At 57.4% G+C, this 18,384-nt stretch carries 7 protein-coding genes; 4 read left to right on the forward strand and 3 right to left on the reverse strand.

Annotated elements, in window-relative coordinates; genetic code table 11:
* Positions 1–297 precede the first annotated feature (297 nt).
* A complete protein-coding gene (locus LVD12_RS08635) occupies positions 298–9,873 on the forward strand; it encodes an RHS repeat-associated core domain-containing protein (RefSeq protein ID WP_237067297.1) in 9,576 nt (3,191 codons plus the stop codon).
* Between the two features lie 879 nt (positions 9,874–10,752).
* On the forward strand, positions 10,753–10,998 hold the full coding sequence (locus LVD12_RS08645) for a hypothetical protein (RefSeq protein WP_237067298.1): 246 nt from the start codon (positions 10,753–10,755) through the stop codon (positions 10,996–10,998).
* Positions 10,999–11,595: 597 nt separating this feature from the next.
* Here the strand turns inward: LVD12_RS08645 and LVD12_RS08650 are convergent.
* Together LVD12_RS08650 and LVD12_RS16170 are read right to left on the reverse strand one after the other, a co-directional pair.
* A complete protein-coding gene (locus tag LVD12_RS08650; protein WP_237067299.1) occupies positions 11,596–11,979 on the reverse strand; it encodes a SpoIIAA family protein in 384 nt (127 codons plus the stop codon).
* 148 nt (positions 11,980–12,127) lie between these two features.
* Entirely contained in the window at positions 12,128–14,104 is a 1,977-nt protein-coding gene (locus tag LVD12_RS16170) for a S8 family serine peptidase (RefSeq protein ID WP_305080517.1), read from the reverse strand.
* A 357-nt stretch (positions 14,105–14,461) separates the two neighbouring features.
* Between LVD12_RS16170 and LVD12_RS08670 the strand changes: the two genes are divergently transcribed.
* Together LVD12_RS08670 and LVD12_RS08675 are read left to right on the forward strand one after the other, a co-directional pair.
* The gene (locus LVD12_RS08670) at positions 14,462–14,725 is read left to right on the forward strand and encodes a hypothetical protein (protein WP_237067300.1); all 264 of its coding nucleotides are present in this window, start codon (positions 14,462–14,464) and stop codon (positions 14,723–14,725) included.
* 597 nt (positions 14,726–15,322) lie between these two features.
* Positions 15,323–16,732: a mannose-1-phosphate guanylyltransferase/mannose-6-phosphate isomerase gene (locus tag LVD12_RS08675; protein ID WP_237067301.1), complete on the forward strand. Its 1,410-nt coding sequence runs from the start codon at positions 15,323–15,325 to the stop codon at positions 16,730–16,732.
* 424 nt (positions 16,733–17,156) lie between these two features.
* On the opposite strand, the gene LVD12_RS08680 is transcribed toward LVD12_RS08675, so the two are convergent.
* The gene (locus LVD12_RS08680) at positions 17,157–18,041 is read right to left on the reverse strand and encodes a hypothetical protein (protein WP_237067302.1); all 885 of its coding nucleotides are present in this window, start codon (positions 18,039–18,041) and stop codon (positions 17,157–17,159) included.
* Positions 18,042–18,384 lie beyond the last annotated feature (343 nt).

An 18,384-nucleotide genomic window follows, 5' to 3' on the forward strand; every position in this document is an offset into this window, starting at 1 on the left:
ACTGTCATTGTGGATATCCCAGAGCGGCCAGGAAATCCAATCATCAATTCCCTTCCTGATTCGATAGAGGCTGAAGGTGGTGCGTACAGCATTGGCTGGAAGCCACCGACAACAGGAGATTTCGACTACTACCTGGTACAAGAGCGGAGAACTGGCGGTGCTAGTTGGTGCTCGGGGGATAACCCGTATAACACGGCAGGAGAACACTTCGGAATCTGCTATGCCAAAAAAGTGCCTGTTTCATCTCCGAGAGGCTACTCAGTTAGTAGCCGCTCAGAGGGTTCATACGGATATCGGGTGTTCGCTTGTAATGCGCTCGAGTGCGGTGATCCCAGCCCGGTTGAGTCGGTTAGCGTCCAGAAGATTCCAGCACAGGATGTAGTCTGGAGAAAGCCCTTCACCAATGAAGTACTGCGCGTAGGCCAGCAAAAAACGCTGACAGTTTCGGTCAATGGTGGCGGCACAGCTATTTCCAGTGTCAGGTTCTACCGCAATCAGGTTTCGGACAGTGGCTCCTACTACATAGGGGTCGCTACCGATATCGACAGTAGCGTGGACCAGTGCGATAACTGCTATAGCCTCAATTGGTTATCAGTTGCCGCCGATACCAATAAGTTGATTGCCGTGGTGATGAATGAAGCAGGGAAAGAAAGTACTAAAGAACTGCCGGTTACTGTCGATACCAATACGCCCCCTGAAGTAGGGTTGGATCTAGACGCCCTGCCGACCAAGGTCTTCCAGGGGCAGGTGGTAACGCTGGTGGCGAGGGCAAGAGACCTGGATGGCAGTATCGACACAAATCGCGTTGAGTTTCTCTTGGACAGCGACACTAACGTCATCGGTTCCGGCACCCACATTGGGGTCGAGAACGGCTGGCATAAATTCGAACTGGAATGGACCGTCCCGCAGGCCGGTAGTTATTCAATGGGTGTCAGGGCTTACGACAGCGAGGCCGCTCCTACCCAGACCTTTCAACAGGTTACCTTCGAGGCCCTGCAACCTCCGGAGCCTCCAGCGACCATTGACGTGACCGGCATCACCAGTGGCAACGAATTTTCGTTGCGTAATGGCGATACTTTTACCGGCGATTATTATCGAGTTGCCTGGGAGGCGGTAGCAGGAGCCACTCACTACCGGTTAGACGAAGTCCATGACGGTGACTTTGAAACCTCGGAGTCATATGACGCATTTGCGCCTGTGGTAACAGTGCCTAACCGGGCACATGGCCACTATCTTTACCGGGCGGTTGCCTGCAATGCTGCCGGTTGCAGTGACGAATTGGAGCCACCCCAGTGGGGCCCGGAATTCAGCGTTGATGTTGTTCGTATTGCGCCCCAGGCACCCGCCGGCCTGAGGGCAGGCTCTCTACATCCAGAATTTGATATCACTAGTCGTATAGCCTTGCACTGGAATGCGGTGACCAGTGCTCCAGAACCTCGTTATTACCTGTTGGAAGAGAAGCCTGGCGGTGTGGATGGGTCGGGGAGCTGGACCGAGGTGGGTCGCCTGTCTCATAGCTCGGAGGCAGAATTCGCTCCCCACCTGGCTGTCTCCGACCGTACGCCCGGGATTTACAGCTACCGGGTCAATGCCTGTAATGCGGAAACGAGCTGCAGCACTGACGGTGAAATAGTTACCGTTCAGGTAGTACCCCCGGTCCTGCTCAGTGCTGAAGGTGCCTGCGAGGGTCAGTGCCTGCGCGTTGCCGGCAGCGGACTCGATCCGGACGCCTTCTTTACCCTGACTAATCTCCGCACCGGAGACCAGCAGTTGATCGAAAAGAGTAAAGTCAACTGGCAGCCGCCGGTAACCGATGGGCCAATTGAGCAACGTAACCTGACGACCTATGCAGAACTGCCGTTCTCAGCCGTAATGAGGCGCGCTTTTGAGGAGCAGGATGGAGTGCATATCGCGGTAGAAATACCCAGGGGCGAGCGAGCGGCGGTGAACGCGTATGGAAACAAGACCGTTGAGCGCCTGAGCCAGATTGATTCATCTCCGACGGTTGGTGCCGATGGTACGGTTTATGTAGGCTCAGGAAGTAAGGTCTATGCACTGGATCCTGAGGATGGTTCGGTTCGATCCGGTTGGCCATTTTTTACCCAAGACGTAGTAAAGGCCACACCCACCATCGATTCCGTTAACGGTAATATCTATGTTGGCTCCCTGGATGGCCACCTCTACGCATTGACGCCTAACGGCCTGGAGCAGTGGCGGGTGCAAACCGGCGGCGATCTGGTGGCCTCGGCCGTGCTCGACGAGAACCGTATCCTCTATCAGGGCTCCATGGATGGGGCTATCTATGCCGTTCAGGCACAGAACGGTGCCGTGCAGTGGACCTATCCCGCCGGGGCTGGTATCGCCGAAACCCCGGTGCTGGCCGGTAACGGCACTCTTTATTTTACTACCGTCGGTAGCAGCCAGATCCATGCGCTGGGGCGCGGAGTCCTGGGGCCAGACCAACTCGTCTGGGAAAGTCGCGACGAATCCCTGCTGGCAGACAGCATGGCATCTCTCGACTGGCAGCCCAGCGAGCGCGAGCGGCCCGAGTACAAAATGGCCACGCGGCTTTATCGGCTACTACTGCAGCCGCCGCTGTCACTGTCTCGGGATGTTTTGACCTTCTGGACGTCTGCCCTGGTCATAGGAGCCAGCCCAGAAGAAGTGGCTGGCGCTTTCCTGGCATCGGACACAGGGGTTGCCAACTTCCCGCCGACCCAAAATCACGCTGCATTCGTGGACCAGCTGTACGAGCGCGCCTTCCCCGGGCAGGGGCAGCCGGCGTTTACCCATGCGGGCCAGCTTTATACCCGCAATAGCCTTTTGGATGTCATGGCCGGGGGCGCCAGTCGTGCCGATGTGGCGATGTTGTTTGCGGAATCTGTGCAATATATCACCGCAACCAGCGAACTACTGAATCGCAGCTTTGAATACATGTATGTACAGGATTACTCCTGGGCCGTGTTCAGCTGTGATGAAGGAGATGAATACACCCGCGACTGCGATAGTGACGACCTGCCTGACTACTGGGAGATCCTTTACTTTGGCAGTGATTCAGTAGAGCGCGGTGACTCCGATGCTGATGGTGATGGAGTCAGCAACCGAGATGCCTTTCTGGCAGGTATCGATCCCTGTGCCAACCTGTGCCGAAATGGCGTGATTGCCGAGGCGCCTTCGCCGGCACTTACGCCGATGCTGGATTCGGGCGAGCTGGCTATCTCTGCGCAGACGGGCAGTCTGCCGGGCAAGTTCCGTGTCAATGAAGCGGGCGCGGCCAGTTACAGTATTCCGCTCAGCCTTCCGGCCGGTACTGCCGGCGTTGTTCCGGATATCTCCCTGAATTATTCCAGCCAGTCCGGCAATGGTCTCGTGGGCTACGGTTGGGGAATAGGGGGGCTATCCGCGGTAACCCGCTGCCGCCAGACTCTGGGACAGGATGGCCAGGCCCGGCCAATTACTTGGACAGCAGAGGATCGCTTCTGTCTGGATGGCCAGCGCTTGCTGGTGGTTGAGGGTGAATACGGTGAGCCGGGAAGCCGCTATCGCACGGAGATTGATAGCTTTGCCCTGATGCAGGCGCACGGCGGTGAGGCCGGCAACCCAGCCTATTTCACGGTGGAACGCAAGGATGGTTCCATCAGCTACTACGGTCGCGATGGAGACGCCCGACAGGACACCGGGCAGGGCACTCTATCCTGGGCTATCAGCACTTTCGAGGATAGCGTCGGGAATCGAATCGAGTTCATTTATGCGAGTGACGGTGGTCAACGGGTTCGCGAAATTCGCTATGCCTATGTCAGTCCTGGCAGGAGCAGGGATACCGGCTACGGGGCAAGGGTGATCTTCGACTACGAAAGCCGCTCCGATCCTATCCGCGGCTATACCGCAGGTGAATTACTGGAAACCCGAAAACGGCTGACCACGGTACGCATACACAACAGTAGTGGCTCCGGAATGCAGGAAGTACGCCGCTACGAGCTCGGATACTTGAATTATCCCGCGGACCGGTTGAGCCGCCTGGAACGCATCCGTCAGTGCGCTGATGAGCTATGCCAGCCCGACACCATCTTCGACTGGCGGCTACCGCTGCCGGGAAGTTTCGCCGCCAGTGCCAGTGATTCAGTAACCCTGAGCAATCAGGAGGACCGCGTTGCAGTGGGCACAAGACCAGCGGACATCAATGGTGATGGCCGTATGGACCTGATCTGGCTGGAGCCGGATTTTGACCCTGATGGCAATGGTGGTAGTGAAGTTGACTATCAGTGGTTCAAGTATGTGCTTGCCGAGGATGATGGGTTCGGCCCAGAACTATCGGTCTACCGTGAGGATGACGATACCTCTCGCCCGTACGAATGGCAGATGATCGACTACAACGGCGACGGCCGTGCAGATCTGGTCACCTACCTGAATGACCGCAAGCACTGGGGCATCGTCGTAGCACAGCCGGATGCCGACGGTGAATGGACACTCTCCGGTAGCCCCCGTTACCTGCCCGAACTGACTGAGCGCAATGCCAAGTTTCTCGACCTGAATGGCGATGGCCTGGCGGACTATCTCGCCGGCAATAACTATCGCCTGCTTGAACCCTCCGCGAGTCCATCGAGCAGCACCTATTACCGTTTCTCTGACAGCCAGGTAGCGAAGCTTGATGTGGACTGGGACCTTGTAGAGTTTGGGGGCTACCAGAGGCGAGACTCTGAGGATCTTTCTGTCAGGATCAGCAGTGAGACGAGCCCCGCAGACTTTAACGGTGATGGGATCCTTGACCCGGTAGCCCTGCTCAGGGTTACTGACAACTGCTATCGGGACGGAGCCGCCGGGGATGCAGAATGTGAATACCATCGGGGCCTGATGGTGATGGCCTCCTCGGGCGTTGGTGATTACGGCAGCTATGCATTCCTTGGCGATGTCCTTACTGCTGAGCCAGTTGACATTAACGGTGATGGTCTACCCGATATCGTATATCGCAGGGGCGAAAGCGGATATTACCGGATCAACAGCGGCCAGCAATTCGGTGACGAGGTTTCTTTGGGGGAGCTGCCCAAGCATCGCCAATACTTTGACTATGACAATGATGGTGATAATGACCTGGCCTGGCATGACCATGAGGCCGGCCGCCTGAAGATCAGGCGTTGGCACAGCCTGGAACAGCGCTTTGGCGAACCGGAATCCTTTCTCCAGACCTCCCGTAATGAAAATGCCCTGCACATTTTCGTCGACATGAACGGTGATGGGGTCAACGACTACATCCGCGTAGAAAACGATCGCGCCTATCTGTACCCGGCGACGGAATTCCGTGTGCCGGTCAACGTGGTAGAGAAAATTACCAATGGCCTGGGTGCAGAGACCGATATCGCCTATGGATCCCTGACCAGCAGTGGTCATTACAAACGTCGTGACATCAGCCCTACGACCGAAGAGCGGTGTGAGTCAGCCAATTATGATGATGGTCGATTGGGCCCACGAAACGGCAGTCTCCGTGAGTGGTGTCGAGACTACGCTGTGGCCGACCTGGCGAAATATTACGGTTACCTGAACGATCCCTGGGAGGGCGAAGACCGTCTCGGCAAGCTGTCGCCGACACTAGAGCTGATGGGTCCGATGTACGTGGTCACCCGCGTCGACAGCAGCGCCCCCGTTGCTGGAGACCCCGAATCCAAGAGTGCAGTCAGTTATTACTACGCGCAGGCCAGGGTGCAGGCGGGCGGGAGAGGCATGCTCGGCTTCGAGCAGTTGACCACCGTCGATGAGCAGACCGGGGTTGAGACGACAACCACCTATCGTCAGGACTTCCCGTTCCAGGGTTACCCCCAGAGCACTGAAGTCAGGTCTGCTCAGGGACATCTCCTGAGCGAATCCCGCAATAGCTGGCGGCTGAAAAATGCAGGCGGCACCGCCTGGCAGGAAAACTGGCCTGCGCGGGCTCGGGAAAATGGCAGCGGGGATCTGGGGCCATTACAGCCCTGGCTGGAACGCACGGAAGAGACTTCTTACGAGCTGGTTCAAAATGGCGCTGCGAAGGGCAGCGTCATGAAATCCGTGGTGACCGATAACGAGTACGACTCCCACGGCAACCCACAATCTATTGTCGTGACCACTTCTGGTAGCAGCGATACGTTTGTCACTGCCACCACCAACGAATATGGCCCTGGACGGAGCCTGTCTCTGGGCAGCGGGCGTACGCTGTCCACCTTCGCTGAGCTTGGCCGTCTCACCCGCACTGAGGTCGAGCACAGTCGCACCGTGGATGGGGTTGCCGACAGCGAACTCCGCATCAGTGAGTTCGACTACTACACCAGTGGCAACTGGTCGGGCCTGCTGAAAGAAGAGGTGATAGAGCCGGATGCCGAGGATGCGACGCTCACCCTCACTACCACCTACACCTATGATGATTTCGGCAACAAGACCAGTATCACCCGCTCGACTGAGGGGGAAGTGTCCCGCAGCAGTTACTCCTTCTTCAAGGGCGGGCGTGGTCGTTATCTGGAAAGGGAAGAGAACGTCTACGGACAGGTAATCCAGCGTGTCGAGGAACGGAATCATCTCGGCCAGCCAGTGCATGTCATCGATATGGCTGGCGTGGCCAGTTTCCACCAATACGACGCATTCGGCCGCAAAGTACTGGACTACAGTGCCACGGGTGCGCACTCCATTACGCTGCTGGCCGCGGCGGGCAGCCACTGCCCCGATGGTGCCGCCTACCAGCAGGTAACCCGCAAGGCCGGCGGCGGGGAGTCGCTGACCTGCTTTGATGTGCTGGCACGGGAAACCCGTAGCGCCACCCGCGGCTTTGACGGCCAGTGGGTATACGCAGATACGGAGTATGACAATCTTGGCCGGGTCACGCGCAAGTCAGAGCCCTACAGGGGCAGCCCCGGGGCGGGTCAATACTGGACCGCTATGAAATACGACATCCTCGGACGGATCACCGGTACCGATATGCCCGGTGCCGTGAGTAATAACGGCTATGGCGTGGACGTGCACGTTGAATACAGGGGTTACACCACGGTTACCACCAATCCGGAGGGGCATACCAAGACTGAGACCAAAAACGCCCGGGGCGAGCTGGTCAACGTGCAGGACAACCTGAACGGCATCATTGAGTACCGCTACGATGCGCAGGGCAACCTGCGGTTTGTCACCCGCCGGTCGGCGGACAGCGGGATCGTGCCTGTGACTGAGATGCGCTACGACAAACTGGGTCGCAAGGTGTACATGAATGACCCGGACAAGGGCGAGTGGTCTTACGGCTACAACGGCTTTGGTGAGCTCGCTTGGCAGCTGGACGCCAAAAACCAGCAGGTAGTCAATCAGTATGATCAGCTGGGCCGGCTAGTCCGTCGAATCGATTACCTCGAGGGTGGGGGAGTCGAGGGGGACACCTACTGGACCTATAACAATGACCCGGATTGGCAGTACCCGCTAGAGGGGCTGGCGATCCCTCCAGGTGCCCTGGAAAACGTGATGGAGCTGGAGTCCGGTTTTATCCAGCACCACAGCTATGATGCCTATGGTCGCACCGAGATCACCAGCACTGACCAGAATATGGACGAGGCCGGTGACGAGTATGTGCAACGCGTAACCTACGACCAGTACGGCCGCAGCTTCCAGCAGTTCGATGCCGCCGGGGACGGCTTTACCAGCAGCGCAACGGAAAACCGCTACAACAACTTCGGTTACCTGGAGGCGGTAGTCGATGCTGAGGTTATCAACCAGGCCAGTGCTGTGAACTATTACACCGTGCTGGAGATGGACGAGCGTGGCAATGTGACCCGGTCCGTACAGGGCAATGGCGTTACCACTGTGCGGGAGTACGCCCCGGCCACCGGCCGTCTGGAGCGCCAGACGGCCTCTGTACTGGGAGTCAGCCAGGTGCAGGACCTCTCCTACGAGTGGGACAACCTGGGCAATCTGGAGTCCCGGCACGAGCGCAGTGGCAACAAAGACCTGTTCGAGGACTTCGACTACGACGGCCTCAACCGCCTGCGCAGTGCCCAAGTCAGCGGCCGGGTGGCTCAGACGGTGGAATACGATGGCTTCGGCAACATCGAGTATAAGTCCGACGTCGGCCACTACCTTTACGGCGATGAATGCGCGACGGGATATGGCCTTGGCGCAATCTGTGAGACTACAGATGGAGTGGCTTACCACTACGACGCCAGCGGCAACATGATCAGTGACTCCAGCGGCCGGCGCCTTCAGTACAGCACCTTCGACAAGCCAGTACTGATCCAGAAGGGCGGCCATACCACCGAATTCAAGTACGGGCCGGACCGCAGCCGATACCTGCGCGTCGACACCGACAACAACGGCATCCGCACCGAAACCCGCTATATCGGCAACGTGGAGAAGATCACCCGCTCCGACGGCTTCCGCGAGACCAAGCGCTACCTGCCCGGCGGAGCAATAGTCACCCTGATGATCGACTCAGACGGCAGCAATCGCCGCGCCAGCCGCTACCTGCACAAGGATCACCTGGGCTCCATCGACATGATCACCGATTCCAGTGGCACCGTACTGCAGGAAATGTCCTTCGACGCCTGGGGCCAGCGCCGCAATGCGCAGAGCTGGGAGGCACTCGTAAATGCCGACCTGGCCGGCTTCGACACCCGTCTGACTCCCCGCGGGTACACAGGGCACGAGATGCTGGACCAGGTGGGGCTAGTGCATATGAATGGGCGCATCTATGACGCACGACTCGGACGGCTTATGCAGGCAGACCCGTTCGTGCAGGCTGCGTCTGATACGCAGATGTTCAACCGGTATTCCTATGTGCGGAATAATCCGTTGAATGCTACGGATCCGAGTGGGTACTTCGTCTTTACTCTCGGTACCGCTCTATGGCTTGCGGCGGCAGAGGGGGTCAAATGGTATACCGTAGGCCTGATTATGGGGGCGGCAGGGTTTACTGACGCTATGGCGCAGGGAGCCTCGTTCAAGCAGGCGCTTAAATCTGGCGTGATCCAAGGTATTTCGGCGGCCGCATTTGCTGGTGTGGGGGAGTACTTTTCTGGAGTAGAAGCCGCGAACAACCAGCAATGGGCCGGATTCCTCGAAGCGACAGGGATGGAGACTGTTGGTCTGACCGCAGGTCAAACTGCCGCGAAGATGGCTGCGCATGCGCTAGTAGGCGGTGTAATGTCGATTATTCGGGGAGGTAAGTTTGGTCATGGATTTGCTAGTGCGGGGATTACCCAAGCATTTGCGGGTAAGATTGGAGGAATTGGTGGTAGTGCAACTACTTCTGGCTACTTTAGTGTTACAAATAGAGTCTTAAGAGTTACTGCTGCAGCTGTCATTGGTGGAACGACAACAAAGATTTCCGGCGGTAAGTTTTCCAATGGGGCGTTGTCGGCGGCCTTTTCTCGGGCTTTCAATGACGAACTTGCGCATCCTCCAGGGAGTGGGTGCTCGGTTCCAATGTCCTGTGCTGGACATCCGACCACAAGTGCGGGGGCATTGCTAGGTTATGCAGGTTATACGCTTGAAAAAAGTCAGCTTGGTCGTGTCGGTGTTACTGCGACGGGAAAATTCAAGTATTCCGTCATGGGCTGGGCAGGAAATCAATACGTAAAAATGCATGACATTGCTGAGTTCGGTAAAGGTCTTGGACCTTTAGCATTCGGCTTTGAATCGTATGGAAACTATATGTCATTTCGTAGTGGTGGTGATAAGGCGATATTTGCCATTGATCAGACAATGACAATAATTGGGATGCGGTTGCCATTGTTAGGTGCTGGGTACTCTTTGGCTCCAATAGTTGGACCTCAGGTTTTAGATGCTGCGATTAGGATCGGACCTCAGCCAACACTGTCGCACCCCGACAGATATGACGATTTAAGAAATGCGATCGATGCTATGTACTTTGATTGAATTTTATTTCATGGGTTAGTATGAAGGAGGTGGTGATTGAAAAATGTCTCGTCTATTTTTAGATACTCATTTTTATTCTATGCGCTTTGTCGATTTAGCTCATCAAAATGGGGGGGGGGTAGGAGTTTCCCCCATGTGTGGGCAGTATCAATTCTTTGCGTTCTAGTTTCATTTTTCTTTATGACCCTGGATATGTTTTTTGCCAAGAATAGTATATTTGATGCTTCTGGGTTTCTCGCGTCGCTACCGTGGACTGGTTATTTGGGGAGAGTTTGGCCATTTTTAGTTATAGTTGTGTTTAATTTTTGGTTCTTCTTTCGTGGTGAGAAATGGAAGAGTTACTTGGAGTTCTATGATGGAATAGATGAAAAGGTAAGGCGTTTAGGGTATTTGTTAGCTTTCTTATTTATTGGCTCTCTTCTAATCTTTCACATTTTTCAGATTCTGACATTTACATAGAATAGTAGGAGTCAAGGCTTTCGATTTGACGCTGTGTCCTTTTTTAAGTCTGCCGATGCCTATTCTTAGTCAAAACAAGCATAAATGAAGTTTCATCTGATCTTAAATTCCTTGCTGGCGTATTAGTTTATTAATAAATCTGGCTTATTTTATATGTTTTAAGTTGGTTGTGATTTTCACGTTTTTTTTGTTTAGTTGTTCAAGCTTGGTTTGATTATTATGGCTTTGGCTTTGGCTTTGGCTTTGGCTTTGGCTTTGGCTTTGGCTTTGGCTTTGGCTTTGGCTTTGGCTTTGGCTTTCGCTTTCGCTAGGTTGGGGTGTGTGCAGTGGGGGAGAGTATAAGTTTTAGTGAGATAGGTCCCGGGCGTACGTAAGGCTTCTCTGGAGTGGGTAAGGGGGCTTCTTTTGGGATGCAATTTTGTGAAAGAGTTGTTGAGTGCATTTCAGATTAAAATTAAAGCATCTCGGCAGCTAATTGCATTTGGTTTTATTGCGCTTTTTATCGGTTTTATCGATTTTTTATTTGCAGATAATGGTTTCACGGTTGTCGGAACTTCAATGGGTTTTGTGGCGATTGCGGCTTTTTTTTATGTTGTTATAAGTGGCCAAGCTTATTGTTATAAAAATCTTAAAGAAAAAGGGAGTGGAAGAGGCTTGGACGAATAGCGGGATAAGGAGAGCCGGAGGAGAAATAAATCTGAAGTTTTTCTCTGTTTCTAGTCACTCATCGCTCAGAAAACGGTTGATAAACAAGGGCGTATTGTGTCTATTGATGATTGTCTGCTGTCCAGCGAGCCGAGGTGTTTACTATTTTGGTAAACCCTTGAGCTGCAAACCGCTGGCGTGCGTCGACGCATCCTTGATACGGATATGCCTGAAGATCACCGCTGAAGCGCTTGAATATATTGAGCAAGCGCTCGAGCGGAATCTTCCCCTAGATCAAGAAACGGGATTTTGGCTAGTTCCATTCGTCATGCCGGCGTGGTCACGCATCCAGAGGCCACGAATCTTGTGTCACCTCCGCAACTGGATCCCGGATCAAGCCCGGGATGACGACGGAGGGTTTTCCTCGCACTCTCGTCATGCCGGCGCAGGCCGGTATCCAGAGACCACGAAAGCTTCTATTTCCTCCGCAACAGGATGACACGGCGCAGAGACGTCTGCCCTGCGGGTCAATCGCAGGCGATTGCTCACTCCGGCGTTTACGCCTCCGTGTCGGGATTGAGTTCGTGATGACTTCAGAAGGCTTTTCTCACCGAGCCATCACGCCAGCTGCACAACACCATCAACTAACCAGGCCTCAGCATCGTCTTCCTCGTCCAGGTCAAACGCCTTGATTTCCAGGCCCGGTAACAGCTTGCCCTCAAGTTCGGCAACCGTCTGCAGCCAGTCGGTGTCCGTCACTATCGCCACGCGGTCATAGCGGGCCATGGTGCGCAGCAGCTCGGGAAGGCGGGAGAGTTTGATCACCATGGCGCCGAAACTCGGCAGGTGAAAATCGCGGATTTGATACAGCATCCTGCCCTCGTCGATACCCTGCGACAGCAGGACAAATTCATCCAGGGCCTTTTCCATTTCCTTGCCGTTCAGATCGCCGGCAAACTCGATATCGAGCCGGTTCTCGCCAGTCTTCTTGATGCTCAGCATGTCATCTTCCTCGGTTGATGATGGTGATGGTAGCGACATACCCATCGATGGCATTGATCTTGATCAACTGGGTAGTTTGTACCAGATCAGGGTCGCCATGAAAAAGGGGCGCATTGCGCCCCTGTGTTTACCTCACGACCTCACCGAATCAGTTGCTGCTCCAGTAAGCATCCAGCTGCACACCGCTGGCGCCGCGCTTGCGGGCCTCGACACCGATATGCCAGGTGCCCGCGGCCGGGTTGCTGATGGTGCACGCTTCGTCGTTACCGCCACCGCCGTCCTTGCAGTCGTAGGTTGAGCCGTTGGGTGCCGCGCCGAAGCGCACATACAGCTCGACATTGCCACTGCCGCCCGAGGTACTGACATCCAGACTGGTGGCGCCGGCCGGTACTTCGATGGTGAAGTACTGCCATTCGTCACGGCCAAAGTTCAGGTTGGTCTGGGTGAAGCCATCGCTGGTCGGACCACCGCTGCCGTCGGTGACGGTGACAGACTGGGTGTCGCTGTCGGTCGCGCCATCGTCATCGGTCACGGTCAGGGTCACCGAATAGGTGCCGGCACTGGCATAAGAGTAAGTCGGGTTCTGGTCGGTGGAGCTGCCGCCATCACCGAAGTCCCAGCTGTAACTCACGATACTGCCGTCGCTGTCCGAACTGGCATCGGTAAATGTCACGAACAGGTCGCTGGCACTAAAGCTGAAGGCCGCGGTGGGAGCCTGGTTCGTCGGTGTTCCACCACCGCCGCCAACGGCATCGATGGCCGCACTGGCATCGATGATGCCGGCACCACAACCGCCGCTACAGGCGCCGGGGAGTGGTCGTGCGGTGGATTTCAGGACGCTTTCTACCTGCGCTGGGGTCAGGCTGCTGTCTGTGGCATACATCAGCGCTGCGGCACCGGAAACGTGTGGCGCCGACATGGAAGTACCCTGGTAATACACATAGGCTTCGTTGCCGGGGCTGGACGTGCCGTCATTCAGTGTGGAAGCCACGCCGTGATCGCTGGCGTACTGCACGTCGCCACCGGGTGCGCTCACATCCACGATGGAACCGAAGTTGGAGTAATAGGCGCGGGCGCCGAAGCGTTCGGTCGCTGCCACCGAGATGACGTTGTTACAGCTGGCGGGGCGGAAGCCGGAGGCATCTGCATCGCTGTTGCCCGCACTCACCACCACAGTCGCACCGTTGGCCACCGCGGTATCGATTGCCGCCTGGTAAGTGGAGTCACAGGCGCCACTGCCGCCCAGGCTCATATTGATTACCTGCGCGGGGTTGGAGTTGACCGGTACGCCGGCAACACTGCCGCCGGAAGCCCAGACAATACCGTCGGCAATATCCGACAGGTAACCGCCGCATTTACCCAGCACGCGCACCGGGACCACCTTCGCATCGAATGCGACACCGGCCACGCCCTTGTTGTTGTCGGTCACCGCCGCGATGGTGCCGGCCACATGGGTGCCGTGCCAGCTGCTGTTCTGGGACGGGCTCAAGAAGCCACACTCGTTGAAGCTCACTGCATCACCCGGGTCGCTGGCATCGCCATCGCGCCCGTCGCCGTCGTTGGAGACGAAGGTATCACTGATAAAGTCGTACCCGGCGAGCATGTTGGCATCCAGGTCCGAGTGGTACACATAGCCGGTATCCAGCACGGCCACGGTCGCGCCGGCGCCGGTCTGTTTGTCCCAGGCCGCTTCCAGGTTGATGCCACCGGTGGCCTCAAAGTAGTGCCACTGCACGTTGTAGTAGGTGTCGTTGGGCACGAACTGCGGCTGCATCAGCGCATCTTCCTCCACCGAGACCACATTCGGGTCGGCCTCCAGCGCAGCCATAAACCGATCCAGCTGCGCCGCCGGCAGTCGCTGGGCCAGCTTGTATACCTGCCGGTCGCGCAGGGCCATGCCGCGCACGTGGTTCAGGTTCACGCCGCCGCGGGCACCAAACGCCTTGGCCTGTGCGGGCCAGTCGCGCTGTTGCGTATCCGCATACTGGACGATGATGCGCTGCGGCACATTGGAAACATCCTTGGTGGCCGCAGACGTCACGGCCTGGCTGCTGGCAGCGGCAGCGCCGAGGGTGGCGGCGAGCGCGGCAGCAGCGATACGGGACCCCTTCAGAATGGATTTCATTCTTATTCTTCTCCTTGGGTTTGCATTGGAGTGGGTGGTGGGCAGGGGCACCGGTCCCGCGGTTGGCAGGTGGCGTCCATGCCTCTGGTGTTGCCCGGGCACTCACCGGCCGAGGACGCAGGCGGTGAGCCCCGGTGAGAGACACCGGCTCCCAAACAATTTTCCAATGCGGCCCCAAGCGCAAGCGGTTAACGTCAGAACTGAGAGGCCGCTAGCAAGAGCAGGTAGAACCAGCTGACAGGTGGGGTGAGGCTGTCGTGGGATTCTTTTTGCAGCTAGGCCGATAAGCTGTGACGGTCCCTGAGTTCGGTGCGTGTTTCCAGCGCAGTGGACTCTGGACCCCGGATCAGGTCCGGGGTGACGACGGAAGTAGAAATTCCCCCCCCTGTCGTCATGCCGGCGCAGGCCGGTATCCACAACCCTCCAGGCTTCTGTCACCCCCGTAACTGGACCCCGGACCAAGCCCGGGGTGACGATGGAGGTTATTTCGGTGTCATGTGGTCCGGCGACCCCTCCGCCGTCATGCTGGCGCAGGCCGGCATCCAGTGTTGTGGTTCGGTCAGCGTGCTGTTTGGTGTCGCCGCTCAGTGGTTTGTGGATCCCGGATCAAGTCCGGGGTGACGACAGAGGTTATTGCCATTTCACGTGGCCGGGCCACTCCTCCGACGTCATGCCGGCGTAGGCCGGTATCCAGTGTTGTGGTTCAGTCTGCGTGCTGTTTGGTGTCATCGCTCGGTGGTGTCTGGACCCCGGATCAAGTCCGGGATGACGACGGAAGTAGAAATTCCCCCCTGTCGTCATGCCGGCGCAGGCCGGTATCCAGTGTTGTGGTTCAGTCTGCGTGCTGTTTGGTGTCGTCGCTCAGTGGTTTGTGGACCCCGGATCATGTCCGGGGTGACGACAGAGGTTATTGCCATTTCACGTGGCCGGGCCACTCCTCCGTCGTCATACCGGCGCAGGCCGGTATCTAGGTTCCGCAGGGCTATCTGCTACCGGGGTAACAGGATCCCGCTTTGAGTGCTGGATGACAGCAGCGGTAACCACAGCCTCTCTGTCATGCCAGAACAAACCAGACCCGGCTGCCATCGAAGTAACTCCTCACCCGCACGTGCAATCCCCGCACCATTCAGTAAACTAGGCGCCCTAATACGCGAATTGCGCTTTCGGTCAAAAAAAATTCAGCGCAATCTTCCAGAGAAGTAAAAAGAAGGTAATGGCATGATCCTGCCCGTCATCATGGCCGGTGGTTCCGGTTCTCGTTTGTGGCCCCTGTCCCGTCAGCTCTTCCCCAAGCAGTTCCTGCCCCTCACGGGTGAAGCAACCATGCTGCAGGAAACCTGCGCACGCCTGGATGGCCTCGAGCACCAGCCGCCGCTGCTGATCTGTGGTGACGACCACCGCTTTACCGTGGCGGAACAGCTGCGGGAAGCCAAACAGGGCCACAGCGGTATCGTGCTGGAGCCCGCCGGCCGCAACACCGCACCGGCGGTTGCCCTGGCCGCGCTGCGCGCAACTGCCGGTGGTGAGAGCGATCCGCTGCTGCTGGTGCTGGCCGCCGACCACGTGATCCGCGATGTCGCCGCGTTCCGGGATGCAGTCAACAAGGCCATTCCCCACGCCGAACAGGGCAAGCTGGTGACTTTCGGCATCGTGCCCACCGGCCCCGAAACCGGTTACGGCTATATTCGCCGCAATGCCACCAGTGGTGACACCGCCTTCGCTGTGGAAGAGTTCGTCGAGAAGCCGGACCTGGCCACGGCAGAGCAATATGTAGCCAGCGGGGATTTCTACTGGAACAGCGGCATGTTCCTGTTCCGCGCCAGCCGCTACCTGGAAGAACTGAAAGCCCACCGCCCGGATATCCTCGCCGCCTGCGAGCAGGCCATGAGCGGTGCCGCCATCGATATCGACTTCGTGCGCCCGGCCAAAGACAGCTTCCTCGCCTGCCCGGACGACTCCATCGACTACGCCGTGATGGAAAAGACCAAGGACGCCGTCGTGGTACCCATGGACTGCGGCTGGAGCGATGTGGGCTCCTGGTCTGCGCTGTGGGAAGTGTCCGAGAAGGACGAGAACGGCAACTCCGCGCGCGGTGACGTGATCCTGCAGGACTCCAAGGGCTGCTACGTGCAGAGCGACAGCAAGCTGATCGCCACCGTCGGCTTAGAAGACGTGGTCGTGGTGGAGAGCGACGATGCCATCCTCGTCGCCGCCAAGGACCGGGTGCAGGACATTAAAAAAGTAGTGAACCAGCTCAAGGCAGAGAACCGTTCAGAGGCGCAGGTCCACCGCAAGGTCTACCGCCCCTGGGGCTTCTACGATTCCGTCGATGCCGGCGACCGTTTCCAGGTGAAGCGCATCGTCGTCAAGCCAGGCGCCAAGCTCAGCCTGCAGATGCACCACCACCGCGCCGAGCACTGGATTGTGGTGAGCGGCACCGCCCTGGTGACCAATGGGGATAAAGAGATGCTGGTGACCGAAAACCAGTCGACCTACATCCCGCTGGGAGTGACCCACCGGCTGGAAAACCCGGGCTCCATCCCGCTGGAACTGATCGAAGTGCAGTCCGGCTCCTACCTGGGTGAAGACGACATCGTCCGCTTCGAGGACCAGTACCAGCGCGCTTAAGCCAGGTGCTGGTTGACCCGCGGTTGTGATGCCGGCGCAGGCCGGCATCCACAAGCCTTGGGGTTTCTCCAACCTCCGCATCTGGACCCCGGATCAAGTCCGGGGTGACGACAGAGGTCATTACGGTGTCACGTGGCCGGGCCACCCCTCCCTCGTCATGCCAGCGCAGGCCGGTATCCACACCCACGGGGTTTCTCCAACCTCCGTCACTGGACCCCGGATCGAGTCCGGGGTGACGACAGAGGTTATTGCGATGTCATCTGTCCGGGCCACTCCTCCCTCGTCATGCCGGCGCAGGCCGGTATCCAGTTCCCGTGAGCCAGCCGACGCCCCTAAAGCCAGAACCCTCAACACAACCGAAAACCGGTACCCCCGGAAATAAAAAAAGGCCCCGAAGGGCCTTTTTATGCGATCCGCCTGAACATCAGTTCCTGGACGGGCACTTGTCGTCGCAGCCGCCTGCGCCGGTCACTACCGGCGGCAGTGTCGGCAGGGTGGGGACGGCTCGGGTGCGGGCGACGGCCAGCGGGGTTTTTCCGGAAGCACCGGCAGCAGTGGCCGGGGCAAGGGCGCTGGGCTCGGCACCACCAGCAATGGCTGCAGCCATCGCTTCGTCTTCTTTCACACCAGCGGCAACTGCGGCATCGGTGATTTCCTTTGCCTTGTCCGGATTGGCAGCCACGGCATCGGCGATGATCGCGTCGGCGTTTTCCGGATTGGCCGCGATGTCCTGCTTCACCTGCTCGGCAATGCTCAGCGGTTCTTCCGCGGTATCTTCTTCTGTCGGCATTACCACCAGGTCTTCTTCAGAAGACGCTTCTTCGGTGTTCGCCATGGCCAGCTGCAGGTTTTCCTCGCCGGTGGACTCGGCCTCGGCCTCTTCCATAGCCGCTGCCAGGGCCTCCACCATAGGCTCTTCTTCAGCAGCCGGCGCAGATTTTTCAGCAACCGGTGCGGGCTCTTTAGCCACCGGTGCAGCCGCTGCAGGCTTGGGCGCTACGGTATTGGTTGCAGCCGGAGCGGTGGCCTCAGCCTCGGCGGTCTCGGCGACAGCGGGCTCTTCGACCAGCGCGCTCGCTTCCTCTGGCTCGGATGCCTCTACGGCTTCCTCGACGGCCAGCTCTTCAGCCACTGCCTCTTCTTCAGCTGCGGCCTCGACGGTCTCCTCAGCCTTTACTTCTTCGACAGCTTCGGCCTGGGCGACCTGTTCTTCACCGGACTCACCATAAAAATACTCATAGGCGGTGTAGGCTACCGTAGCAACCAGCACGGCGACCCCCAACGGCCCCCAGAAAAACCCCTTCTTCATACTGAATCCTTTTTTGTTCTGCTTTGAAAAAATCCCCAAGATGCAGGATTGTACTCGTGAAAATAAAAATAGAAAGAGGTCACAAAAGGAGTATTGCCGGCTTCATGCTGAAGCTGTCATCTACCGATAAGGTTGGTGGGTTTGTCGGCAAGTGTTGCATGTTTTGATGTTCCGGACTACATCACAGGCAGTGGCCTTGTGCCTATTGGTGGAACGTTTTTTAGGGCGAGTGGGCAAAAAAACAGTTGGGGATGTTTAGACCAGGGTGGGAGATTTTTTAGCCGGCCATACTGAAAATTCTCAGGTTGTGGATCCCGGATCAAGTCCGGGATGACGACTGAGG

The sequence above is a fragment of the Microbulbifer guangxiensis genome, assembly GCF_021729075.1.
GTDB classification, from domain to species: domain Bacteria; phylum Pseudomonadota; class Gammaproteobacteria; order Pseudomonadales; family Cellvibrionaceae; genus Microbulbifer; species Microbulbifer guangxiensis.